The sequence below is a fragment of the Pseudomonas sp. NUPR-001 genome (assembly GCF_052147955.1).
GTDB lineage: Bacteria > Pseudomonadota > Gammaproteobacteria > Pseudomonadales > Pseudomonadaceae > Aquipseudomonas.
In genome coordinates, this window is sequence record NZ_CP197353.1 from 1,749,327 (window position 1) to 1,769,393 (window position 20,067).

The following is a 20,067-nucleotide window of genomic DNA, read 5'->3' on the forward strand; positions in this document are numbered from 1 at the left end:
AAGGATGAGGTCATGCTTCGAATTCGCAAACTGGTCTTAGCAATAGCCGCGGCGTCGGCGCTGTCGTCCGGTATGGCGCAAGCTCTGGGCTTGGGCGAGCTGACCCTCAAGTCGGCGCAAAACCAGCCGCTGGATGCCGAAATCGAACTGCTCGATGTGCGCGATATCACGGCCGCAGAAATGGCCCCGAGCCTGGCGCCGCCTGAAGAGTTTGCCAAGGCCGGGATCGAGCGCCCGTCGTACCTCGACGATTTGACTTTCACACCGGTGATCAACCCTAACGGCAAGAGCGTGTTGCGGGTGACGTCCAGCCAGGCGCTACCGGCACCGATGGTCAAGTTCCTGGTGCAGGTGATGTGGCCAAGCGGGCGGTTGCTGCGTGATTACAGCGTGCTGGTCAATCAGGCCGCGCTGCCGGGTGCCAAGCCGGAATCAGCGATCAGCCCTGCGGTCAGTGCGCCGGCCAGCTACACCACGGTACGGCGCGACACCTTGTGGGAAATTGCCTCGAAAGCACGTCAGGGTGGCTCGGTACAGCAAGCGATGCTGGCCATTCAGGCCCTGAACCCCGACGCCTTTATCAACGGCAACATCAACCTGCTGAAAACCGGGCAGGTGTTGCGCCTTCCTGATCAGCAGCAAGTCATGAGCATCCCGCAAGGTCAGGCGGTGGCAGAAGTTGCCGAGCAATACGCCGCCTGGCGTGAGGGCCGACGCCTGGGGCCGCGTGCCCGTCAGTTGGATGCTACCCGCCGTACTGGCGCTGAAGCGGCGCCAGCGCGCATTGCCAACCAAGACAACCTGCGCCTGGTCGCGCCGGGCAGCAAAGCGGCTGCCGGTAGCAACAAGGCCGTCAGCGATAAGCTCGCGATGGCCCAGGAAAGCCTCGATACCACGCGCCGTGATAACGCCGAACTGAAAAGCCGCATGACCGATCTGCAAAGCCAGCTGGACAAGCTGGAGCGCTTGATCGCGTTGAAAAACGATCAGTTGGCCAAGCTGGAAGCGCAAGGCGCTGCCGAGCCCGATGCCGCGGCACCGACGCCTGAGTCACCGGCGATTTCCGCTGAGTTGCAACCGGCGCCAGTGGCGTCGAACGCTACGCCAGCGCCTGCAGCGGTAGATACGGCGCCGCTCGATACCGCGCCACCTGCCGTTGAGCAGGCACCTGGCAGTTCCAGCAAAGTCCTCGATGACCTGATGGGTAATCCGGTGCTGCTGGCGCTGATCGGCGCTTCTGCCTTGTTGGTACTCCTGTTGTTGCTGTTGCTGCTGGCGCGCAAGCGCAAGGCAAACCAGGAAGCGGAAAAGCACTTGCGCATGGCACGTGCCCTGGCTGAAGAGGGCGAGCGTGGTCCTGACCTGGACTTGCCACCCAGCAGTTTCGATGGTCTGGAAGTGTCTGCGCCAAGCGTGACCTTGGCGCCGGCCGTGGTTGCAGCGTCTGCTGCGGCGGCCAGTGCTGCAGTGGAAAACACTCAGACCGCGCAGAAGCCTGCCGAACCGGCCCCGGCCAAGCCGCAACCGATGGCCGCGCCATTGGTGGCGCCGGCTGCCGATGCTGCGCCGGTACCCAGTGGTGATGCGCTGCTCGACGAAGTCGAATTGAGCATTGCCCGGGGTCGCCTCAATCATGCTGCTGAGCTGCTTGAGCCGGCCGTGGCGGCTGCGCCAGGGCGTAGCGACCTGCGTTTGAAGTTGATGGAAGTCTATGCGCGCCAGGGTGACCGCGACGCTTTTGTGGGTCACGAACGGCAGTTGATCGCCACCGGCCAGAACCATGCTGATGTCGAAGCCCTCAAGAGCCGTTTCCCGGCCATGGTGGCCTTGGCGGCAGCGGGCGGTATTGGCGCGGCAGCTTTGGCCGCCGAGCTTGATGCGCAATACGTCCAGGCATTGTTGCAGGACGCGCCGGCGGAAGAACCTGCGCCAGAGCCAGCAGCGGAGCCGGAGCTAGCGCCAGAACCAGAACCAGAACCAGAGTTGGCAGTGGAGCCGGAACCCGCCCCGGTTGCCGAGCTGGAGCCAGAACTGGAGCCAGAAGTGCAGCCGGTTGTCGAAGACGATCTGGACAGCGCCTTCGACCTCAGTCTGGAAGATGACCTGCAGGGCCTGGACCTGAACGAACCGCTGCAGTTGGGTGAGTCTGCACCTGAAATTGAGGTAGAGGTTGCGCCCGAGCCCGTGCCCGAGGCGCCGGTTGCCGAGATGGAGCTGGACGCGCCAGAGTTGCCAGTCGCCGAGCAGGCCCCGGTCACCCTGGATGACCTGGCTGATTTCGATCTTGACGTGGCAGGCGACCAAACAGCAGCGCTGCCAGCGCTCGAGCCGGTGGATATCGCTGCCGAGCTGGCCGCTTTCGACGAGACGATGCCGGAGTTCGATCCGTTGAGCGAACTGGAGTTGCCGGAGGACTTCGACCTGTCGTTGTCGCTGGAAGACGATTCTGACGCGGCCAAGAGCTTTGCGTCCGAACTCGATGACGTCAACGCCGAGCTCGACAAGTTGTCGCAAAGCCTGGAGCAGCCTTCGATCGAACCTCACTTCACCGCTGAGGACGCCTTGAGCGACGACCTGGGTGATGACCTGGAGTTCGATTACCTGGGCGGTGCCGACGAGGCCGCGACCAAGCTTGATCTGGCCCGTGCCTACATCGACATGGGGGACCATGACGGTGCCCGCGACATTCTCGACGAAGTGTGCAAAGAGGGCAGCGATGCCCAGAAGCAGGAAGCTGAAGAGATGCTTTCGCGTCTGGTCTGAAGCCTGCCTTTGTACGTCCGACGGCAGCCCTGGTGGCTGCCGTTGTCGTTATAATTCCCGCCATCTGCTTAATCTACAGGCTGTATTTTCTTGGAAATCATTGATAACACGGCGGCCGAGTCGGCAGCCGACGGCTTCTTCCGCATCGCCCTTGGCGTCGAATACAAAGGTTCGCGTTATCGCGGATGGCAGCGCCAGGCCGATGGTGTGCTGAGTGTTCAGCAGACCCTTGAAGAGGCGTTGTCGAAAGTCGCCGACTCGCCTGTATCGCTGGCGTGCGCCGGACGCACCGACGCCGGGGTGCATGCCTGCGGTCAAGTGGTGCATTTCGACACCCAGGCGGTGCGCAGCATGAAGGCCTGGACCATGGGCGCCAATATCAACCTGCCGCACGACATCAGCGTAAGTTGGGCCAAGGAGATGCCGGCGCATTTTCACGCACGCTTCAAGGCCATTGCCCGGCGCTACCGCTACGTGATCTACAACGACCAGATCCGCCCGGCGCACATGGGCCAGGAGGTCACCTGGAACCATCGGCCGCTGGAGGTCGAGCGCATGGCCCTGGCGGCCGAGTATCTGGTGGGTACCCATGACTTCAGCGCCTTTCGCGCGGGGCAGTGCCAGGCCAAGTCGCCGATCAAGAACATTCACCACCTGCGGGTCACCCGTCACGGCAAGATGATTGTCCTGGATATCCGTGCCAGCGCCTTCCTGCATCACATGGTGCGCAACATTGCCGGGGTATTGATGACCATTGGCGCTGGCGAGCGACCGGTGGAGTGGGCCCGGGACGTACTGGAGAGCCGTGAGCGGCGCGCCGGTGGCGTCACCGCCCATCCTTTTGGCCTGTACCTGGTGCAAGTGGAGTACCACGACGAGTTCGCGTTGCCCGAGCGTTACATCGGCCCACACTTTCTCACCGGTTACGAGTCGCTGGCGGCTGACGGCCCAGACGTCATTTGCTAACATCCGGGACTTTCCAGATCAGCCGAGGTTCACGCTTCATGAGCGCCGTTCGCAGCAAAATCTGTGGTATTACCCGCATCGAAGATGCGCTGGCGGCGGCCGAGGCGGGCGCTGATGCCATTGGTCTGGTGTTCTATGCCAAGAGCCCGCGGGCGGTCGATGTGCAGCAGGCGCGGGCCATCATCGCGGCCTTGCCGCCGTTCGTGACCACGGTGGGGCTGTTCGTCAATGCCAGCCGCTGCGAGCTGACTGAAATCCTCGAAGCCGTGCCGCTGGACCTGCTGCAGTTTCACGGCGATGAAACCCCGGCCGATTGCGCGGGTCATAACCGGCCATGGATAAAAGCGTTGCGGGTGCGTCCCGGCGATGATCTGGAAGCCGCCTGCCAGTTGTACAGCGGGGCCAGCGGGATTCTGCTCGATACCTATGTCGCCGGCGTGCCGGGCGGCACCGGTGAGGCGTTCGACTGGTCTCTGGTGCCGGAAAAACTCAGCAAGCCGATCATTTTGGCCGGCGGTCTTTCGGCCGATAACGTTGCTGCAGCCATCGCTCAGGTGCGGCCATACGCAGTGGACGTCAGTGGAGGTGTGGAGCAAGCCAAGGGCATCAAGGATGCCGCGCGGATCGAAGCCTTTATCAGCGCGGTCAAACGCGCCTGATGCCGACGGTTGATGCCAATGTGACGGCTGGCCGCGCGCCATCGTCCATAGCTTTCGCAGCCCGTTGCTGCCGGATCGCGCCCATGGGCCGGTCGAAATTACCGGGCGACGCCCTTGGCGTTGCCCTTACAGGTTGACGATGGTTCGGTATCGGGGCACCTCGCAGTATGTGGGGCGCCGGAGCCGGTCCATCATCGCGACATACATGAATTGAGCTCAAGGGCATACGTGCGAACCTGGCAGCCAAAGCCTGCCGGTCGCCGTTACTGGAGAAAGAAAGCATGAGCAACTGGTTAGTAGACAAACTGATCCCATCGATCATGCGTTCCGAGGTGAAGAAGAGTTCGGTACCTGAAGGGCTGTGGCACAAGTGCCCGTCCTGTGAGGCCGTGCTGTATCGTCCGGAGCTGGAAAAGACCCTGGATGTCTGCCCCAAGTGCAACCATCACATGCGTATCGGCGCACGTGCTCGTATCGACATCTTCCTCGATGCTGAAGGCCGTGCCGAACTGGGTGCCGACCTGGAGCCGGTCGATCGCCTGAAATTCCGTGATGGCAAGAAGTACAAGGACCGTCTGAGCGCCGCGCAGAAGCAAACCGGTGAAAAAGACGCCCTGATCTCCATGAGTGGTACCCTGCTGGGTATGCCGGTGGTGGTCAGCGCCTTCGAATTCTCGTTCATGGGTGGTTCGATGGGTGCCATCGTCGGTGAGCGTTTTGTTCGCGCCGCCAACTATGCCCTGGAAAACCGTTGCCCGATGGTCTGCTTCTCGGCCTCCGGTGGCGCGCGTATGCAGGAAGCGCTGATCTCGCTGATGCAGATGGCCAAGACCTCGGCAGTGCTGGCGCGTCTGCGCGAAGAAGGCATTCCGTTCATCTCGGTATTGACTGACCCGGTCTACGGCGGTGTTTCGGCGAGTCTGGCAATGCTCGGCGACGTTATCGTTGGTGAGCCAAAAGCCCTGATCGGCTTTGCCGGCCCGCGAGTGATCGAGCAGACCGTGCGTGAAAAACTGCCAGAAGGCTTCCAGCGCAGCGAGTTCCTCCTCGAGCACGGTGCGATCGACATGATCATCCCGCGTCAGGAACTGCGTCAGCGTCTGGGCAACCTGCTGGCACAAATGATGGGCCTGCCGACGCCGAAGTTCGTCGAGCCTGTGCTTGAGCCGATCGTCGTTCCGCCGGCGCCTGCCACCGTATGACCCAACGTACCCTTGGCGACTGGCTCGCCTATCTCGAGCAGTTGCACCCCTCGGCCATCGACATGGGCCTGGCGCGTTCGCAACAGGTTGCAGCCAGGCTCGGGCTGGACAAGCCGGCGCCACGGGTAATCACCGTGACCGGCACCAATGGCAAAGGCTCTACCTGCGCCTTTGTCGCCGCGTTGCTGCGTGCCCAGGGCCTCAAGGTCGGGGTCTACAGTTCGCCGCACCTGCTGCGTTACAACGAGCGGGTGCAGATCGACGGCCAGGAAGCTGACGATCAGCAGCTGTGCGAAGCCTTTGCCGCTGTTGAAGCGGCCCGTGGCGAGATCTCCCTGACCTATTTCGAGGCGGGCACGCTGGCGGCGTTCTGGCTGTTCAAGCGCTCGGCCCTGGATGCCGTGGTGCTTGAAGTCGGTCTGGGCGGGCGTCTGGACACGGTCAATATCGTCGATGCCGATATGGCGCTGGTTACCAGTATCGGCGTTGATCATGCCGATTACCTGGGTAATACCCGTGAATCGGTAGCCTTCGAAAAAGCCGGTATCTTCCGTCAGGGCAAACCGGCCTTGTGCGGTGACCTCAATCCGCCGCAGCCCTTGCTCGACAAGGCGCGTGAGCTCAATTGCCAGTTCCTGTTGCGCGGCCGTGATTTCGATCTGGCCAGCACTGACCGCTACTGGCAGTGGCGAGGAGTGGGCAGCCGAGGCCAGCAGGTCGAGTTGCACGACTTGCCACTGCTCGATCTGCCGATGGAAAACGCCGCGCTGGCCTTGCAGGCCCACCTGCTGCTGGACCTGCCCTGGGATGCCGAACAGATTGCCGGCGTGTTGCGCGCCACGCGCATGGTTGGTCGTCTGGATCGTCGGGCGTTTCGCTGGCAGGGCAAGGCATTGACTATCCTCATGGATGTCGGCCACAACCCGCACGCAGCCGAGTACCTGGCGCAGCGCCTGGCGGCACGGCCGGTAGCGGGCAAGCGTCTGGCAGTGTTTGGCCTGTTGGCCGATAAAGACCTGGCTGGTGTTGTGCAGCCGCTGCTGAGTGCCGTCCAGGGCTGGGCCGTTGCGCCGCTGGGCACGGCGCGCAGTCGTCCTGGCGCAGAGCTTGAAACGGCGCTGGCGAATCTCGGTGCTGAAGTGACCGCGTATGCCAGTGTCGCCGAAGCCCTTGACGGTCAAGCTGCGCTGGCAACGGCGGATGATGAAATTCTGCTGTTCGGATCGTTTTTCTGTGTCGGCGAAGCCCTGCAGTGGCTGGAGCGGCACGCCATGGAGGAAGGGGCAGATGGCATTGCTGGATAAAGTGGTCAAGCAACGCATGGTCGGGGCGCTGGTGCTGGTGGCGCTGGCGGTGATCTTCTTGCCGATGCTGTTCTCGCGTGAAGATGAAATGCGGCAGGTGCGCGTCGACGCGCCGCAAGCCCCGGCAGCGCCAAGCATGCCGCAAGTGCAGGTTGAACCTGTGGCGGTACCTGAGCCACAGGTGCTGCCGGATGAAAACCCGGTGATCGTCGACGAATCCACAGCGCCCGTGCAGGCGCCGAGTACACCGATCGCGCCAGTTCCCGCAGCGGTTCCTGCTCCGGCTCCAGCCTCGACACCTGCTCCTGCACCAGCCGTTGCCGCCAAGCCTGCCACGCCGCCATCAGCGGCCAAGCCTGAGGTCAAGCCAGCGCCTGCCGTGGCTGCTGCGGCCAAGCCTGCGGCGGGCAAGATCGACGCCAATGGTCTGCCGGTCAGCTGGTCGGTGCAATTGGCCAGCCTGTCCAACCGCGCCGGTGCCGAAAGCCTGCAGAAAACCTTGCGCAGCCAGGGTTACAACGCCTACATCCGCTCCGCTGGCGGTCTTAACCGGGTGTACGTCGGGCCGTTGATCGAGCGTGCCGAGGCCGAGCGCCTGCGTGATGTGATCAGCCGCCAGCAGAAGCTGAACGGCATTATCGTGCGCTTCCAGCCCGAGCGCAGTTGATTGCTCGTCGCCCGGCCAGAGCCGGGCGGCAAATCACTGCTTACCGATAGCCCGTTGCTCTGGTAAAATGCGCCGCCTTATCCGTTTGCAGGCAACACTGTGGCATTTACCTGGGTCGACTGGGCGATTTTCGCAATCATCGCCGTTTCTTCGCTGATCAGTCTCAAGCGCGGCTTTGTCAAAGAGGCCTTGTCGCTGCTTACCTGGATCATTGCCGGTGCGGTGGCCTGGATGTTCGGTGGTTCGCTGTCGCAGTACCTGGAGTCCTATATCCAGACGCCATCGGCCCGCGTCATTGCCGGATGCGCCATTCTTTTCGTCGCCACCTTGCTGGTGGGGGCCATGATCAACTTTCTTATCGGCGAGCTGATTCGCGTTACCGGGCTTTCCGGAACCGACCGCTTCCTGGGCATGGCCTTCGGTGCCGCCCGTGGGGCCTTGCTGGTGGTAGTGGCTGTCGGGCTGTTGAGCCTGGGGCCGGTACAACAAGATCAGTGGTGGCAGGAATCACGCCTGATACCACAATTTCTATTGGTGGCTGATTGGTCGAAAAACCTCATTCTGGGGTTCACCAGTCAGTGGCTAGCCAGCGGAATCAGCGCACCGGCTGATCTCCCGTTCAAGGAACAGCTTCTGGGGCCAAAAACGCCTTGAAAGCTGCTCAGTCCAGTTTCATTAAGTAGGGGTTGCGTCGCATGTGTGGCATCGTCGGTATCGTCGGTAAGTCGAACGTCAATCAGGCGCTGTATGACGCGCTAACCGTCCTCCAGCACCGCGGCCAGGACGCTGCCGGTATTGTGACCAGCCATGACGGCCGGTTATTCCTGCGCAAGGACAACGGCCTGGTGCGTGATGTGTTCCAGCAGCGCCATATGCAGCGCCTGGTCGGGCACATGGGCATTGGTCACGTGCGTTACCCAACCGCAGGCAGCTCGACCTCGGCCGAGGCTCAGCCGTTCTACGTCAACTCGCCCTACGGCATCACGTTGGCGCACAACGGCAACCTGACCAACGTTGAACAGTTGGCCAAGGAGATCTACGAGTCCGACCTGCGTCACGTCAACACCAGCTCCGACTCTGAAGTGCTGCTCAACGTTTTCGCCCACGAGCTGGCGGTGCGCGGCAAGCTGCAGCCAACCGAAGAAGACGTGTTCGCCGCCGTGACCGATGTACACAACCGTTGCGTCGGTGGCTACGCGGTGGTGGCGATGATCACCGGCTACGGTATCGTCGGCTTCCGTGACCCGAATGGCATCCGTCCGATCGTCTTCGGTCAGCGCCACACCGACGAAGGCGTCGAGTACATGATCGCCTCCGAAAGCGTCTCCCTCGACGTCCTCGGCTTTACCCTGATTCGCGATCTGGCGCCGGGTGAAGCGGTGTACATCACCGAAGAAGGCAAATTGCACACCCGTCAGTGCGCAACCAATCCGCAACTGTCGCCGTGCATCTTCGAGCACGTGTACCTGGCCCGTCCCGATTCGATCATCGACGGCGTTTCGGTGTACAAGGCGCGCCTGCGCATGGGTGAGAAGCTGGCCGAGAAGATCCAGCGCGAACGCCCGGATCACGACATCGACGTGGTCATTCCGATTCCTGATACCAGCCGTACCGCTGCGCTGGAACTGGCCAACCACCTGGGCGTCAAGTTCCGTGAAGGCTTCGTCAAGAACCGCTACATCGGCCGCACCTTCATCATGCCTGGCCAGGCGGCACGCAAGAAGTCGGTACGCCAGAAGCTCAACGCCATCGAGCTGGAATTCCGCGGCAAGAACGTGATGCTGGTCGATGACTCCATCGTCCGTGGCACCACCTGCAAGCAGATCATCCAGATGGCCCGCGAAGCCGGGGCGAAGAATGTCTACTTCTGCTCGGCGGCGCCGGCGGTACGCTTCCCTAACGTCTACGGCATCGACATGCCGAGCGCTCATGAGCTGATCGCTCACAACCGCAGCACCGAAGATGTCGCCGAGCTGATCGGCGCCGACTGGCTGGTCTACCAGGACCTGCCAGACCTGATCGAGGCTGTGGGGGGTGGCAAGATCAAGATCGAGCATTTCGACTGCGCGGTGTTCGACGGCAAATACGTGACCGGCGACATCGACGAGGCCTACCTGAACAAGATCGAGCAGGCGCGTAACGATGCCTCCAAGGTCAAGAATCAGGCGGTCAGCGCGATCATCGACCTCTACAACAATTGATTTAGGAGCAGCGGCATGACACAGGAATGGGATGCCGGGCGCCTGGACAGCGACCTCGAAGGGGTCGCTTTCGATACGCTGGCGGTACGCGCCGGCCAACATCGCACGCCGGAAGGTGAGCACAGCGATCCGCTGTTCTTCACCTCCAGCTATGTGTTCCGCACAGCGGCCGATGCCGCTGCGCGGTTCGCGGGCGAGGTTCCAGGCAACGTCTATTCACGCTACACCAACCCGACCGTTCGTGCCTTCGAAGAGCGCATTGCCGCCCTGGAAGGCGCTGAGCAGGCTGTGGCGACCTCCACGGGCATGTCGGCGATCCTGTCGACGGTGATGGCCTTGTGCAGCGCGGGTGACCATGTACTGGTCTCCCAGAGTGTGTTCGGTTCGACCATCAGCCTGTTCGAGAAGTACTTCAAGCGCTTCGGTGTCCAGGTCGATTACGTTCCTCTGGCGGATCTCGCCGGTTGGCAGCAAGCGATCAAGGCCAACACCAAGCTGCTGTTCGTCGAATCGCCATCCAACCCGTTGGCCGAACTGGTAGACATCGCGGCGCTGGCCGAGATCGCTCACGCCAAGGGCGCGCAACTGGTGGTCGACAACTGCTTCAGCACCCCGGCGTTGCAGCAGCCGCTGAAGCTGGGCGCCGATATCGTCGTGCACTCGGCGACCAAGTTCATCGACGGCCAGGGCCGTTGCATGGGCGGTGTGGTTGCCGGGCGCAGCGAGCAGATGAAAGAGGTGGTGGGCTTTCTGCGCACGGCCGGGCCGTCGCTGAGCCCGTTCAACGCGTGGATCTTCCTCAAGGGCCTGGAAACGCTCAACTTGCGCATGCGCGCCCACTGTGCCAATGCCCAGGCCCTGGCCGAATGGCTGGAGCAGCAGGAAGGTATCGAGAAGGTGCACTACGCCGGGCTGCCAAGCCATCCGCAGCACGCTTTGGCGAAAAGCCAGATGAGCGGTTTCGGTGCCGTGGTGAGCTTTGAGGTCAAGGGCGGCAAAGAGGGCGCCTGGCGCTTTATCGACGCCACCCGTTTGATCTCGATCACCGCTAACCTGGGTGACAGCAAAACCACCATCACCCATCCAGCCACCACCTCTCACGGCCGTCTGGCGCCGCAAGAGCGTGAGGCCGCTGGCATTCGCGACAGCCTGATCCGCGTCGCGGTAGGCCTGGAAGATGTGGTTGACCTGCAAGCCGACCTGGCCCGCGGTCTGGCGGCGCTGTGATCGACTGGTCGGTGGGCGACAACAGCCATAATGGCCGTGTCGCCCTGGTCACCGGCGCGGCCCGAGGGATTGGCCTGGGCATTGCTGCCTGGCTGATCGCCGAGGGCTGGCAGGTGGTGCTTACCGATCTGGATCGCGGGCGCGGTGCCAAGGCTGCCAAGGTACTGGGCGACAACGCCTGGTTCATCGCCATGGACGTCGCCGATGAGGCTCAAGTCAAAACCGCTGTGGCCGAAGTACTCGGCCAGTTCGGTCGCCTTGATGCATTGGTGTGCAATGCCGCGGTTGCCGATCCGCACAACACCACCCTCGAAACCCTGAGCCTTGCGCACTGGAATCGGGTGCTGGCGGTCAACCTCGGTGGGCCGATGCTGTTGGCCAAACACTGCGCGCCGTACCTGCGCGCCCATGGCGGCGCCATCGTCAACCTGGCGTCTACCCGTGCCGGGCAATCAGAACCTGACAGCGAAGCCTATGCGGCGAGCAAGGGCGGGCTATTGGCCCTTACCCATGCGTTGGCGGTCAGCCTGGGTCCGGAAATTCGTGTCAATGCGGTAAGCCCTGGCTGGATCGATGCGCGTGATCCGTCCCAGCGCCGTGCCGAGCCACTGACCGAAAGCGACCATGCCCAGCATCCGGCGGGCAGGGTAGGGACCGTGGAAGACGTTGCAGCCATGGTTGCCTGGCTGTTGTCGCGCAATGCAGGCTTTGTTACCGGGCAAGAGTTCGTGGTCGATGGTGGCATGACCAAGAAGATGATTTACCGGTAGCTTCAAGTTGTAAGCTGCAAGCTTCAAGTGGTTCGCGGTGTGCTTTGGATTTTGCTTTTACTTGCCGCTTGAAGCTCATCCCTTGCAGCTGTTTTTTTCACCTCCGTGAAAAAAACTTCAACAGGGGTATTGACTTAGGTTCGATACCTGCGTAAATTTCGCCACCTCAGCGAAGCACACGGGTGATTAGCTCAGCCGGGAGAGCATCTGCCTTACAAGCAGAGGGTCGGCGGTTCGATCCCGTCATCACCCACCACTTCCTGAGATGTTCCTGGTTCGACACTTTCGCAAGAAGGCGTCACCTGAGAGGAACCGGACGCAAGTCCACACTGCGCGGCGGTAGTTCAGTCGGTTAGAATACCGGCCTGTCACGCCGGGGGTCGCGGGTTCGAGTCCCGTCCGCCGCGCCATTTTTCTCCAGATCGGTCAATGACCGGTTTGAGGTCCGAAGGCACCGAAGCCTTCAGGCCAGATCCCAGTTTCAAGCAAGCGCAAGCTTGTACGATACGCAGCGGTAGTTCAGTCGGTTAGAATACCGGCCTGTCACGCCGGGGGTCGCGGGTTCGAGTCCCGTCCGCTGCGCCATATTTGCTTCGAGGCCCTTGAACTCCTCGAAGCTACAAGAAGAGCGACCTAAGGTTCGCTTTTTTTGTGCCTGAGATCAGCGGTGGTTTCGCGATCCAGGTTTGCACGACACGCAGCGGTAGTTCAGTCGGTTAGAATACCGGCCTGTCACGCCGGGGGTCGCGGGTTCGAGTCCCGTCCGCTGCGCCATATTGAAGTCACAAAGAAAGCGACCCCCGGGTCGCTTTTTTTGTGCCCGTTGCGGTGGGAGCAACTGCCTTGCCCCCCCTGTGGGAGCGGGCTTGCCCCGCGATGCAATATGACTGACGCACCGCAATCGCGAGACAGGTCGGGTCGCCGCACCGCCGTTCCTACAAATCCGTTCATCCCACTGCACTCATACTCTAAAACGTGCCACCAGCTGTTGCAGCTCGTTGCCAAGGCGCGCCAGCTCCATCGACGAGGTCGCAGTCTGCTGCGAGGCGGTGGACGACTGTTCCGCGACATCGCGGACACTCAGCACACTTCGATTGATCGATTCGGCCACAGCGCTTTGTTGTTCGGCCGCTGTGGCAATCTGCACGTTCATGGTCTGGATGCTGGTAACCGTCTGGCTGATGGCTTGCAGCTCAATGCCGGCCTCATTGGCCAGCGCTACCGTGGCACCCACCATCTGATGGCTGCTGTGCATCATCTCGGCGGCTTTTTGCGCCCCTTGCTGCAGCGAGACGATCATCGCTTCGATTTGGGCGGTGGACTGCTGGGTGCGCTTGGCCAATCCGCGCACTTCGTCGGCGACCACGGCAAATCCACGTCCGGCATCACCCGCCCGTGCCGCTTCAATGGCTGCGTTGAGCGCCAGCAGGTTGGTTTGCTCGGCGATGGCGTTGATGACGGTCATGACGCTGCTGATGCGTTCGCTTTCTGCTGACAGCACGTTGACGGCTTGAGTCGAGCTACCGATGTCCGCGGCCAGTTGCTCGATCTGCGCCACAGCCCTGCGCACTACCTGGTCGCCTTGATGGGCCTGGCTATTGGCCTGGCGGGTCGCTTCGCTGGCGTATTCGGCGTTGCGTGCGACGTCCTGAACGGTGGCGACCATCTCGCTCATGGCCGTGGCCACTTGGTCGGTCTCGATTTTCTGGCTGTTGATGCCTGCGCTGGTCTGTTCGGTGATGGTCGATAGCGCTTCGGCGGCGCTGGACAGTTGACGGGTGACGGTGCCGGTGTGGCCGAGCATCTCGCGCAAGTTAGTGCTGCTTTGCGTCAGCGCTTGCAGGAGTTGGCCGAATTCGTCGCGGCGCGGCTCATGGCTGGCGTTGGTCAGATCACCTTCACCCAGACGCTGGGCAATCTGCAGGGCCTGGCCCAAGGGACGGGTGATTTGTCGAATGATCAGCGCGCTGATGATGCCGCCCAACACCAGGGCGCAGAACAGCAGGGAGAGCATCAAGGTGCGGCTGTGGCTGGCCTGCTCTTCGCTACGCTGGTTCTGTAGGGTGATCAGTTGGTTGATCGCCTTGAGCCCTGTGTGCAGCGTGTCCAGCAGTTGCTCGTGCAGCGTTATGGACTGCGGGCTGTTGGCGGCTGCTGCCTGCAACTGCTGGAACTGCTCCAGATAGCGCTGCAGGTCCTCGCGGGTGGTGCGCAACAAGCGCTGCGAGTCGGCGTCCGCCAGGTGCTTGAGGTTTTCATCGAGCAATTGCCGGGTTTGTTGGTAGGCGGACTCCAATTGGCTGGCAAAGGTGGCCTCACGGCGTATTTCGAAACTCAACTGGGCAGCGCGCATTTCATTGAGGTTGTCGAGGATGTAGTTGACCGATACCAGCCTGTCGGCGCGCTGAGTCAAGGTGTTCAAGCTGTTGATGGCGGTGACAGCGAGGAGCACCATCAGCACCAGAATGGGGGTGAAGCCAAGCAGCAGCTTCATTTTCACTGATACGTTTTTCACCGAGGTAACTCCTGTTGTCCTGTTGAAGTGAATGCTGGCCTCATGCCAGCGTAGTCGGACATTGCTCGGGAAAAAGCGCTGTTATCTTGCCGATTGCAACAAATCGTTTGCTCGATGGACTCAAGGCTTTTTCGACCGGCGGCGCGCCGCTCAAGTGCCTGATTTGCGGTTTTTCCGGTGAATTTTCTGCGGTGATGGCCCGGCTGCGGTTCCAGTGATCTGCCGATGTGTTGCACAATAGGCCCTGATCGTTTTACTCAGGATTTGCAATGTCAAAGTCAACCGTCTTCAGTGCGCTGGGGCTGGCCCTGGTGCTGGCGGGTGTTGCTGGCTGTTCTTCAAAGAAAGCTGCCATTTACGAACACGAGAATTTCGACGACTCGGGTACCTATTCGCGTAGCTTCCCGGTCAGCGAAGCGGGTAGCTGTGAGGCTGCGCGGCGGGCATTGCTCAGTCAGGGCTACATCATCACCAACAGCGATGCCGGGCAGGTGATTGGCAACAAGAGCTTCCAGCAGACCGGCGAGTCGCACCTGCAAATCAGCTTCAACGTGGTGTGTGCCCGCGACAGCGGCGATGAACTGCGCTCGACCATGTTCGCCAATGCCTTGCAGGACCGCTATGCATTGAAGAAATCCAATACCTCGGCCAGCGTCGGGGTAGGGGTGCTGGGCTCGTTGTCGATGCCGATTGGCTCCACAGACGACTCGATGGTCAAAGTGGCCAGCGAAACCGTTACCTCGGCCAAGTTCTACGAGCGCTACTTCGCGCTGGTGGAAAGCTTTCTGCCCAAAGAGCAGAAAAAGAAGCTGTCGCTGAAAAAGTCGCCGGAACAACCTGCGCCCGCACTGGGTGTGCCTGAAAGCGCCGCTGCGCCGGCGCCTGCCGCCCTGGCACCGGTCGAGCCTGCAGCGCCTGCACCGGCACCCGCTGCCGTTGAGCCTGCGCCATCTCAAGCGGTGCCCGTGGTCGAAGCCCCTGCGGCGCCTGTCGTCGACGACAGTGCCGGTTCCAAGCCCGTAGCGCCGCCCAGCGAGGCGACGCCGATCAATGTTGAGCAGCCGGCGCCTGCACCGGCTGAGCCGGTATCGAGCACCGCCCCGGTAGTGCCTGCCAGCAGCCCTGAGCAGGCGCCGCAGTAGCGGCAGGTAATTTTTCCATTAGCTGCTACGTTGTTTTGATAAGCGTCATTGTCATTTTTCTGTCATCGCGGCACTTTAGGCTCGTTGACGAATCAATGAATAGAATGAAAAACGACGGAGCAGATAATGGACGATTATCAAGAAGAACTACTCGAATACCGCGCCTTTGAACTCGACCCGCTCGAGCCTGCCGAGGACGCCACCGAGCTGTAGTTTCAGCCGGTACGCCGCTGACTGCGGCGAAACTCCCCTGGGGTCATGCTGTTCCAGCGCTTGAATGCGCGCTGGAAGGCTTCGGCCGAAGCAAACCCGAGCAGGTAGGCAATCTCACCAAAGGCCAATTCCGTGTCGCGGATGTAGGTCATCGCCAGGTCGTGCCGGGTGTCATTGAGAATGGCGCGAAACTGCATGCCTTCCTCAGCCAGTTTGCGCCGCAAGGTCCAGGTGGGCAGTTGCAGGTGGCGCGCCACTTCTTCCAGATCCGGTTCACGTCCGCCATTGAGCAACGGCCCGAGCAAATGGGCAATGCGCTCGCTCAGGCTGCGAATCCGCGTGCGTTGTTCCAGTTCTGCCTCACACAGGTTCAGCAAATGCCGCCAGGTGCTGGGGCAATGCGCTGGGTTGCGCAGGGCCAGGCTGGCTCGGCTCAAGCGCAACTGGTTGGTCTGCGCGCCAAACTGTATCGGGCTGCTGCACAGCGCCTGGTAGTCAGCAGCGTACTCCGGTGGCTCAAACTCGATCTCTACCCGATCGGCGACAATGTCCACCGCCACCAGGTCCGACAACTGCGCCAGCCAACCGGATAACAGCGAGTCCACGACAAAGCGGTTGTAGGCGTTGTAGGGGCTGATCGAGTAGAAGCGCAGCCAGGCCCCGTTGCTGTCTTCATGAAAGCTTGAGCGGCCACGGTAGTTGCTGGCATACAGCGGCTCGAAGCGCAGCAAGGTGCGTGCGGCTTCACCCACAGTCGGCGCTTGGGCGGCAGTAACGCCAGCCAGTCCGGCATGGCTCAGGCGGCTGCGGCGGCCCATGTGCAGGCCTAGCGCCGGATCGCCGCTCAGTTCGATGGCGGTGTGGCCCAGGTGCATGTAGCGGGCGATGGACAAGCGGGCACCCGCTTCGGCCAGACGAGCATGGTCCAGACCATAGCGCTGCAACAGCGCTGTGGAGTCGATACCGCGCTGGTGCAGGGTTTCACTCAGGCATTGGATAAACCCGACTGAGAGGTCTCCCAGGCGCATCCGTGGGCGGTTCATCATCCACCTACAACCACAGGTTCAGCAGACGCGCACCGGAGCTGCTGTTGCCGTTCAGCGTGACGCCTGCGCGGTTGGCAAAGCCATGCCCGTCAGCAACCACGTCCCAGAAGCGCCCGCGCTGGAACACACTCATGCTGATCATGTTCGAGGGGTTGGCGTTCAAGGTCAGCTGTTGCCAGGCGAGGGCCTCGCTGACTTCGCCGGGCTTGAACGGCAGTCTGGTCGCCAGCGGCTGATGGCGGTTGCCGCGCCAGGGCCCGTTCCAGCTGTCTTTGCCGCCGAGGAATGCCGGGTTGGCGATGATCTGTGCCGACTGATTGGCCAGCTGTTGCTGATTGCTTGGGTACCAGCTGTCGCTGCCGATCAGCACGCCCAGGCGTCCGGCCGGGGTTTGCAACACTTGTGGCGGCTGGTCGGTGCCGCTGTCGATGTAGCGTCGTACGTCGCCATCGGGGTGTTGTTGCAGTTGAGGCTGGCCAAGTACCGAGCCGTCACCAGCGAACACCAGGCTGCTGTTGTACAGCGCCCCTGAGCCGACTTTGAGGACGCCGTGCTCGACCCGTGGCGAAGGCAAGACAATCGAGCCCGCCACCAGGGTGACGCCAAATTCCTTGGCCAGGCCGCCAAACAACTGTTGGTAATCGCTGGCCATTTGCTGCGCCTTCATGCGCAGGTGAGCATCGGCACGGCGGTCGTCACCCTCGGCGTTGAGCATGGCCAGGCCATAGCGCAGCGGGTTGCTGACTTCCAGCCATTGCCAGGCATCACGGCGCTGGGTGACCTGGTACAGCTCGTTTTTTTCGCCGCGCGCCCACAGCCAGGTGCCGATGTGCTCGGGCAGGATGACAATGGTGCGGGTGTTGATCAGGCCCTGGGCGCGCGCCTGCTCCAGATACGCCGCCAGCTTGCGGTGCAGGCGTTGCAGGTTCTGGTAGTCGCTGGGATTGAGCTGCGGCTCGACCCCAAGCAAGTTGCCGTGGTCGGCGGGAACGCCTTCGCTCATGGCCAGTTCGATACGCAGGTCAGACAGGTAATGGCCTGCCGGCCGCTGCTCGGTCCAGAACCCGTAGCCGCAGAGCGCAGCAATGACAACTAGCGCCAGGGCGCCTAACAGAAGTTTTCGCATGAAGCAGCACAGCGCCAACAAGGGATTCGGTCCTAAGGGTAGTCCTCGGGTGCATTAGGATCAATAACTTGTCATTTTCGGTCATTGAGCCTGATGAGCGGGCTCTTTAATGTCGGCCTCAGATAACTGACGGGCCCCGCCAGCCTTGGTGAGGCGCCCGCATCCCGTGATTAGGCCTGTTGTGGAGTTCACTATGACCGCCGCTCGTTACCCGCATTTGCTCGCCCCGCTGGATTTGGGCTTCACCACCTTGCGCAACCGTACCCTGATGGGTTCGATGCACACCGGCCTGGAAGAGAAACCCGGTGGTTTCGAGCGTATGGCGGCGTACTTTGCCGAGCGCGCCCGTGGCGGTGTCGGCTTGATGGTTACCGGTGGCATCGGGCCGAACGTGGAGGGCGGGGTGTATTCGGGCGCTGCCAAACTGAGCACGCCGGAAGAAGCCGAGAAGCACCGCATCGTCACCCAGGCCGTGCATGAGGCCGGTGGCAAGATTTGCATGCAGATCCTGCACGCCGGGCGCTATGCCTACAGCCCCAAGTCGGTGGCACCGAGTGCGATCCAGGCACCGATCAACCCGTTCAAGCCCCATGAGCTTGATGAAGAAGGCATCGAAAAGCAGATCCAGGACTTCGTCAATTGCTCGCTGCTGGCGCAAAGCGCTGAGTACGACGGCGTCGAAATCATGGGATCGGAAGGTTACTTCATCAACCAGTTCCTCGCCGCCCACACCAACCATCGCACCGATCGCTGGGGCGGCAGTTATGAAAACCGCATGCGTCTGGCCGTAGAGATCGTCAGTCGCGTGCGCGAGGCCGTTGGCCCGAACTTCATCATCATCTTCCGCCTGTCGATGCTCGACCTGATCGAGGGCGGCAGTGACTGGGCCGAAATCGTGCAACTGGCCCAGGCCATCGAAAAAGCCGGGGCGACGATCATCAATACCGGTATCGGCTGGCACGAAGCGCGGATCCCGACCATTGCCACCAAGGTGCCACGGGCGGCCTTCAGCAAGGTGACGGCCAAGCTGCGTGGCGCGGTGCAAATCCCGTTGATCACCACCAACCGTATCAACACCCCGGAAGTGGCCGAGCAGATTCTCGCTGATGGCGATGCCGACATGGTCTCCATGGCGCGCCCGTTCCTGGCTGACCCTGAGTTCGTCAACAAGGCCGCGGCCGGTCGTAGCGACGAGATCAACACCTGTATCGGCTGCAACCAGGCCTGCCTGGACCACACCTTCGGCGGCAAGCTGACCAGTTGCCTGGTCAACCCGCGGGCCTGCCATGAAACCGAGCTCAACTACCTGCCGGTCACCCAGGTCAAGCAGATTGCCGTGGTCGGTGCCGGCCCAGCTGGGCTTGCGGCCGCTACGGTGGCGGCAGAGCGCGGCCATCAAGTCACGCTGTTCGATTCGGCCAGTGAAATCGGCGGTCAGTTCAACGTCGCCAAGCGTGTGCCGGGCAAAGAAGAGTTTTACGAGACCCTGCGTTACTTCAAGCGCAAGCTGCAAACCACCGGTGTCGAGCTGTGCCTGAATACGCGCGTGAGTGCCGAGCAACTGGCTGCCGGCGGTTTTGACGAAATCATCCTGGCCACCGGTATCGCCCCGCGCGTGCCGGCGATTCCAGGTATCGAGCACAGCAAGGTACTGAGCTATCTGGATGTGCTGCTTGAGCGCAAACCGGTGGGTCAGCGTGTGGCGGTGATCGGCGCGGGTGGCATCGGTTTTGACGTGTCCGAGTTCCTCGTGCATCAGGGCAAGGCCACCAGCCTGGACCGTGAAGCGTTCTGGAAGGAGTGGGGTATCGATACCGCGCTGCAGGCGCGCGGCGGTGTGGCCGGGATCAAGGCCGAACCGCATGCACCGGCACGTCAGGTGTTCCTCTTGCAGCGCAAGAAAACCAAGGTGGGCGATGGCCTGGGCAAGACCACCGGCTGGATTCACCGTACCGGCTTGAAGAACAAGCAGGTGCAGATGCTCAACAGCGTCGACTACCTGAGCATCGATGATGCGGGCCTGCATATCCGAATCGCCGAAGGTGAGCCACAGGTACTGGCGGTCGACAACGTGGTGATCTGTGCCGGTCAGGACCCGCTGCGCGAACTGCAGGAAGGGCTGCTGGCGGCCGGCCATTCGGTGCACCTGATCGGCGGCGCCGATGTGGCGGCCGAGCTGGATGCCAAACGTGCGATCAACCAGGGTTCACGCCTGGCCGCCGAGCTCTGAGTGGTGTACGCGGCGGGGTGCCCACTCCGCCGCGCT

At 61.9% G+C, this 20,067-nt stretch carries 15 protein-coding genes and 4 tRNA genes; 16 read left to right on the forward strand and 3 right to left on the reverse strand.

Annotated elements, in window-relative coordinates; all coding sequences use genetic code 11:
* The first annotated feature begins 12 nt into the window (after positions 1-12).
* The 14 genes from ACP6KB_RS08150 (at position 13) to ACP6KB_RS08215 (ending at position 12,533) form a co-directional block, all read left to right on the forward strand.
* Positions 13-2,763: a FimV/HubP family polar landmark protein gene (locus ACP6KB_RS08150; RefSeq protein ID WP_442113235.1), complete on the forward strand. Its 2,751-nt coding sequence runs from the start codon at positions 13-15 to the stop codon at positions 2,761-2,763.
* 90 nt (positions 2,764-2,853) lie between these two features.
* The gene (gene truA / locus ACP6KB_RS08155) at positions 2,854-3,729 is read left to right on the forward strand and encodes a tRNA pseudouridine(38-40) synthase TruA (RefSeq protein WP_442113237.1); all 876 of its coding nucleotides are present in this window, start codon (positions 2,854-2,856) and stop codon (positions 3,727-3,729) included.
* Positions 3,730-3,767: 38 nt separating this feature from the next.
* A complete protein-coding gene (locus ACP6KB_RS08160; RefSeq protein WP_442113239.1) occupies positions 3,768-4,388 on the forward strand; it encodes a phosphoribosylanthranilate isomerase in 621 nt (206 codons plus the stop codon).
* A gap of 281 nt (positions 4,389-4,669) precedes the next feature.
* Positions 4,670-5,590 (forward strand): acetyl-CoA carboxylase, carboxyltransferase subunit beta, encoded by a 921-nt coding sequence (gene accD / locus ACP6KB_RS08165; RefSeq protein WP_442113241.1) that lies wholly within the window; start codon positions 4,670-4,672, stop codon positions 5,588-5,590.
* Entirely contained in the window at positions 5,587-6,894 is a 1,308-nt protein-coding gene (gene folC / locus ACP6KB_RS08170) for a bifunctional tetrahydrofolate synthase/dihydrofolate synthase (protein WP_442113243.1), read from the forward strand. Before accD ends, folC begins: the two co-directional genes overlap by 4 nt.
* Positions 6,878-7,561: an SPOR domain-containing protein gene (locus ACP6KB_RS08175; protein WP_442113245.1), complete on the forward strand. Its 684-nt coding sequence runs from the start codon at positions 6,878-6,880 to the stop codon at positions 7,559-7,561. Before folC ends, ACP6KB_RS08175 begins: the two co-directional genes overlap by 17 nt.
* A gap of 99 nt (positions 7,562-7,660) precedes the next feature.
* Positions 7,661-8,215, forward strand: a complete 555-nt coding sequence (locus tag ACP6KB_RS08180; RefSeq protein WP_442113247.1) for a CvpA family protein — start codon at positions 7,661-7,663, stop codon at positions 8,213-8,215.
* A 41-nt stretch (positions 8,216-8,256) separates the two neighbouring features.
* Positions 8,257-9,762 (forward strand): amidophosphoribosyltransferase, encoded by a 1,506-nt coding sequence (purF, locus tag ACP6KB_RS08185; protein ID WP_442113248.1) that lies wholly within the window; start codon positions 8,257-8,259, stop codon positions 9,760-9,762.
* A 15-nt stretch (positions 9,763-9,777) separates the two neighbouring features.
* Positions 9,778-10,989 (forward strand): O-succinylhomoserine sulfhydrylase, encoded by a 1,212-nt coding sequence (locus tag ACP6KB_RS08190; protein WP_442113249.1) that lies wholly within the window; start codon positions 9,778-9,780, stop codon positions 10,987-10,989.
* 11 nt (positions 10,990-11,000) lie between these two features.
* On the forward strand, positions 11,001-11,759 hold the full coding sequence (locus ACP6KB_RS08195) for an SDR family oxidoreductase (RefSeq protein ID WP_442114275.1): 759 nt from the start codon (positions 11,001-11,003) through the stop codon (positions 11,757-11,759).
* A 180-nt stretch (positions 11,760-11,939) separates the two neighbouring features.
* Positions 11,940-12,015: transfer RNA gene (locus tag ACP6KB_RS08200), tRNA-Val, on the forward strand.
* A 77-nt stretch (positions 12,016-12,092) separates the two neighbouring features.
* A tRNA-Asp gene (locus ACP6KB_RS08205) sits at positions 12,093-12,169 on the forward strand.
* Between the two features lie 98 nt (positions 12,170-12,267).
* Positions 12,268-12,344: transfer RNA gene (locus ACP6KB_RS08210), tRNA-Asp, on the forward strand.
* Positions 12,345-12,456: 112 nt separating this feature from the next.
* Positions 12,457-12,533 (forward strand) — tRNA-Asp (locus tag ACP6KB_RS08215).
* A 187-nt stretch (positions 12,534-12,720) separates the two neighbouring features.
* Here the strand turns inward: ACP6KB_RS08215 and ACP6KB_RS08220 are convergent.
* Entirely contained in the window at positions 12,721-14,274 is a 1,554-nt protein-coding gene (locus ACP6KB_RS08220; RefSeq protein WP_442113250.1) for a methyl-accepting chemotaxis protein, read from the reverse strand.
* Between the two features lie 269 nt (positions 14,275-14,543).
* On the opposite strand from ACP6KB_RS08220, the gene ACP6KB_RS08225 reads away from it, so the two are divergent.
* Positions 14,544-15,416: a DUF2242 domain-containing protein gene (locus ACP6KB_RS08225; protein WP_442113251.1), complete on the forward strand. Its 873-nt coding sequence runs from the start codon at positions 14,544-14,546 to the stop codon at positions 15,414-15,416.
* Between the two features lie 215 nt (positions 15,417-15,631).
* Here the strand turns inward: ACP6KB_RS08225 and ACP6KB_RS08230 are convergent, their stop codons facing one another.
* Together ACP6KB_RS08230 and ACP6KB_RS08235 are read right to left on the reverse strand one after the other, a co-directional pair.
* Positions 15,632-16,672 (reverse strand): AraC family transcriptional regulator, encoded by a 1,041-nt coding sequence (locus ACP6KB_RS08230; RefSeq protein WP_442114276.1) that lies wholly within the window; start codon positions 16,670-16,672, stop codon positions 15,632-15,634.
* Between the two features lie 7 nt (positions 16,673-16,679).
* Entirely contained in the window at positions 16,680-17,801 is a 1,122-nt protein-coding gene (locus ACP6KB_RS08235) for a nitrilase-related carbon-nitrogen hydrolase (RefSeq protein WP_442113252.1), read from the reverse strand.
* Positions 17,802-17,994: 193 nt separating this feature from the next.
* On the opposite strand from ACP6KB_RS08235, the gene ACP6KB_RS08240 reads away from it, so the two are divergent.
* Positions 17,995-20,031: an oxidoreductase gene (locus ACP6KB_RS08240; RefSeq protein WP_442113253.1), complete on the forward strand. Its 2,037-nt coding sequence runs from the start codon at positions 17,995-17,997 to the stop codon at positions 20,029-20,031.
* Positions 20,032-20,067: the final 36 nt, after the last annotated feature.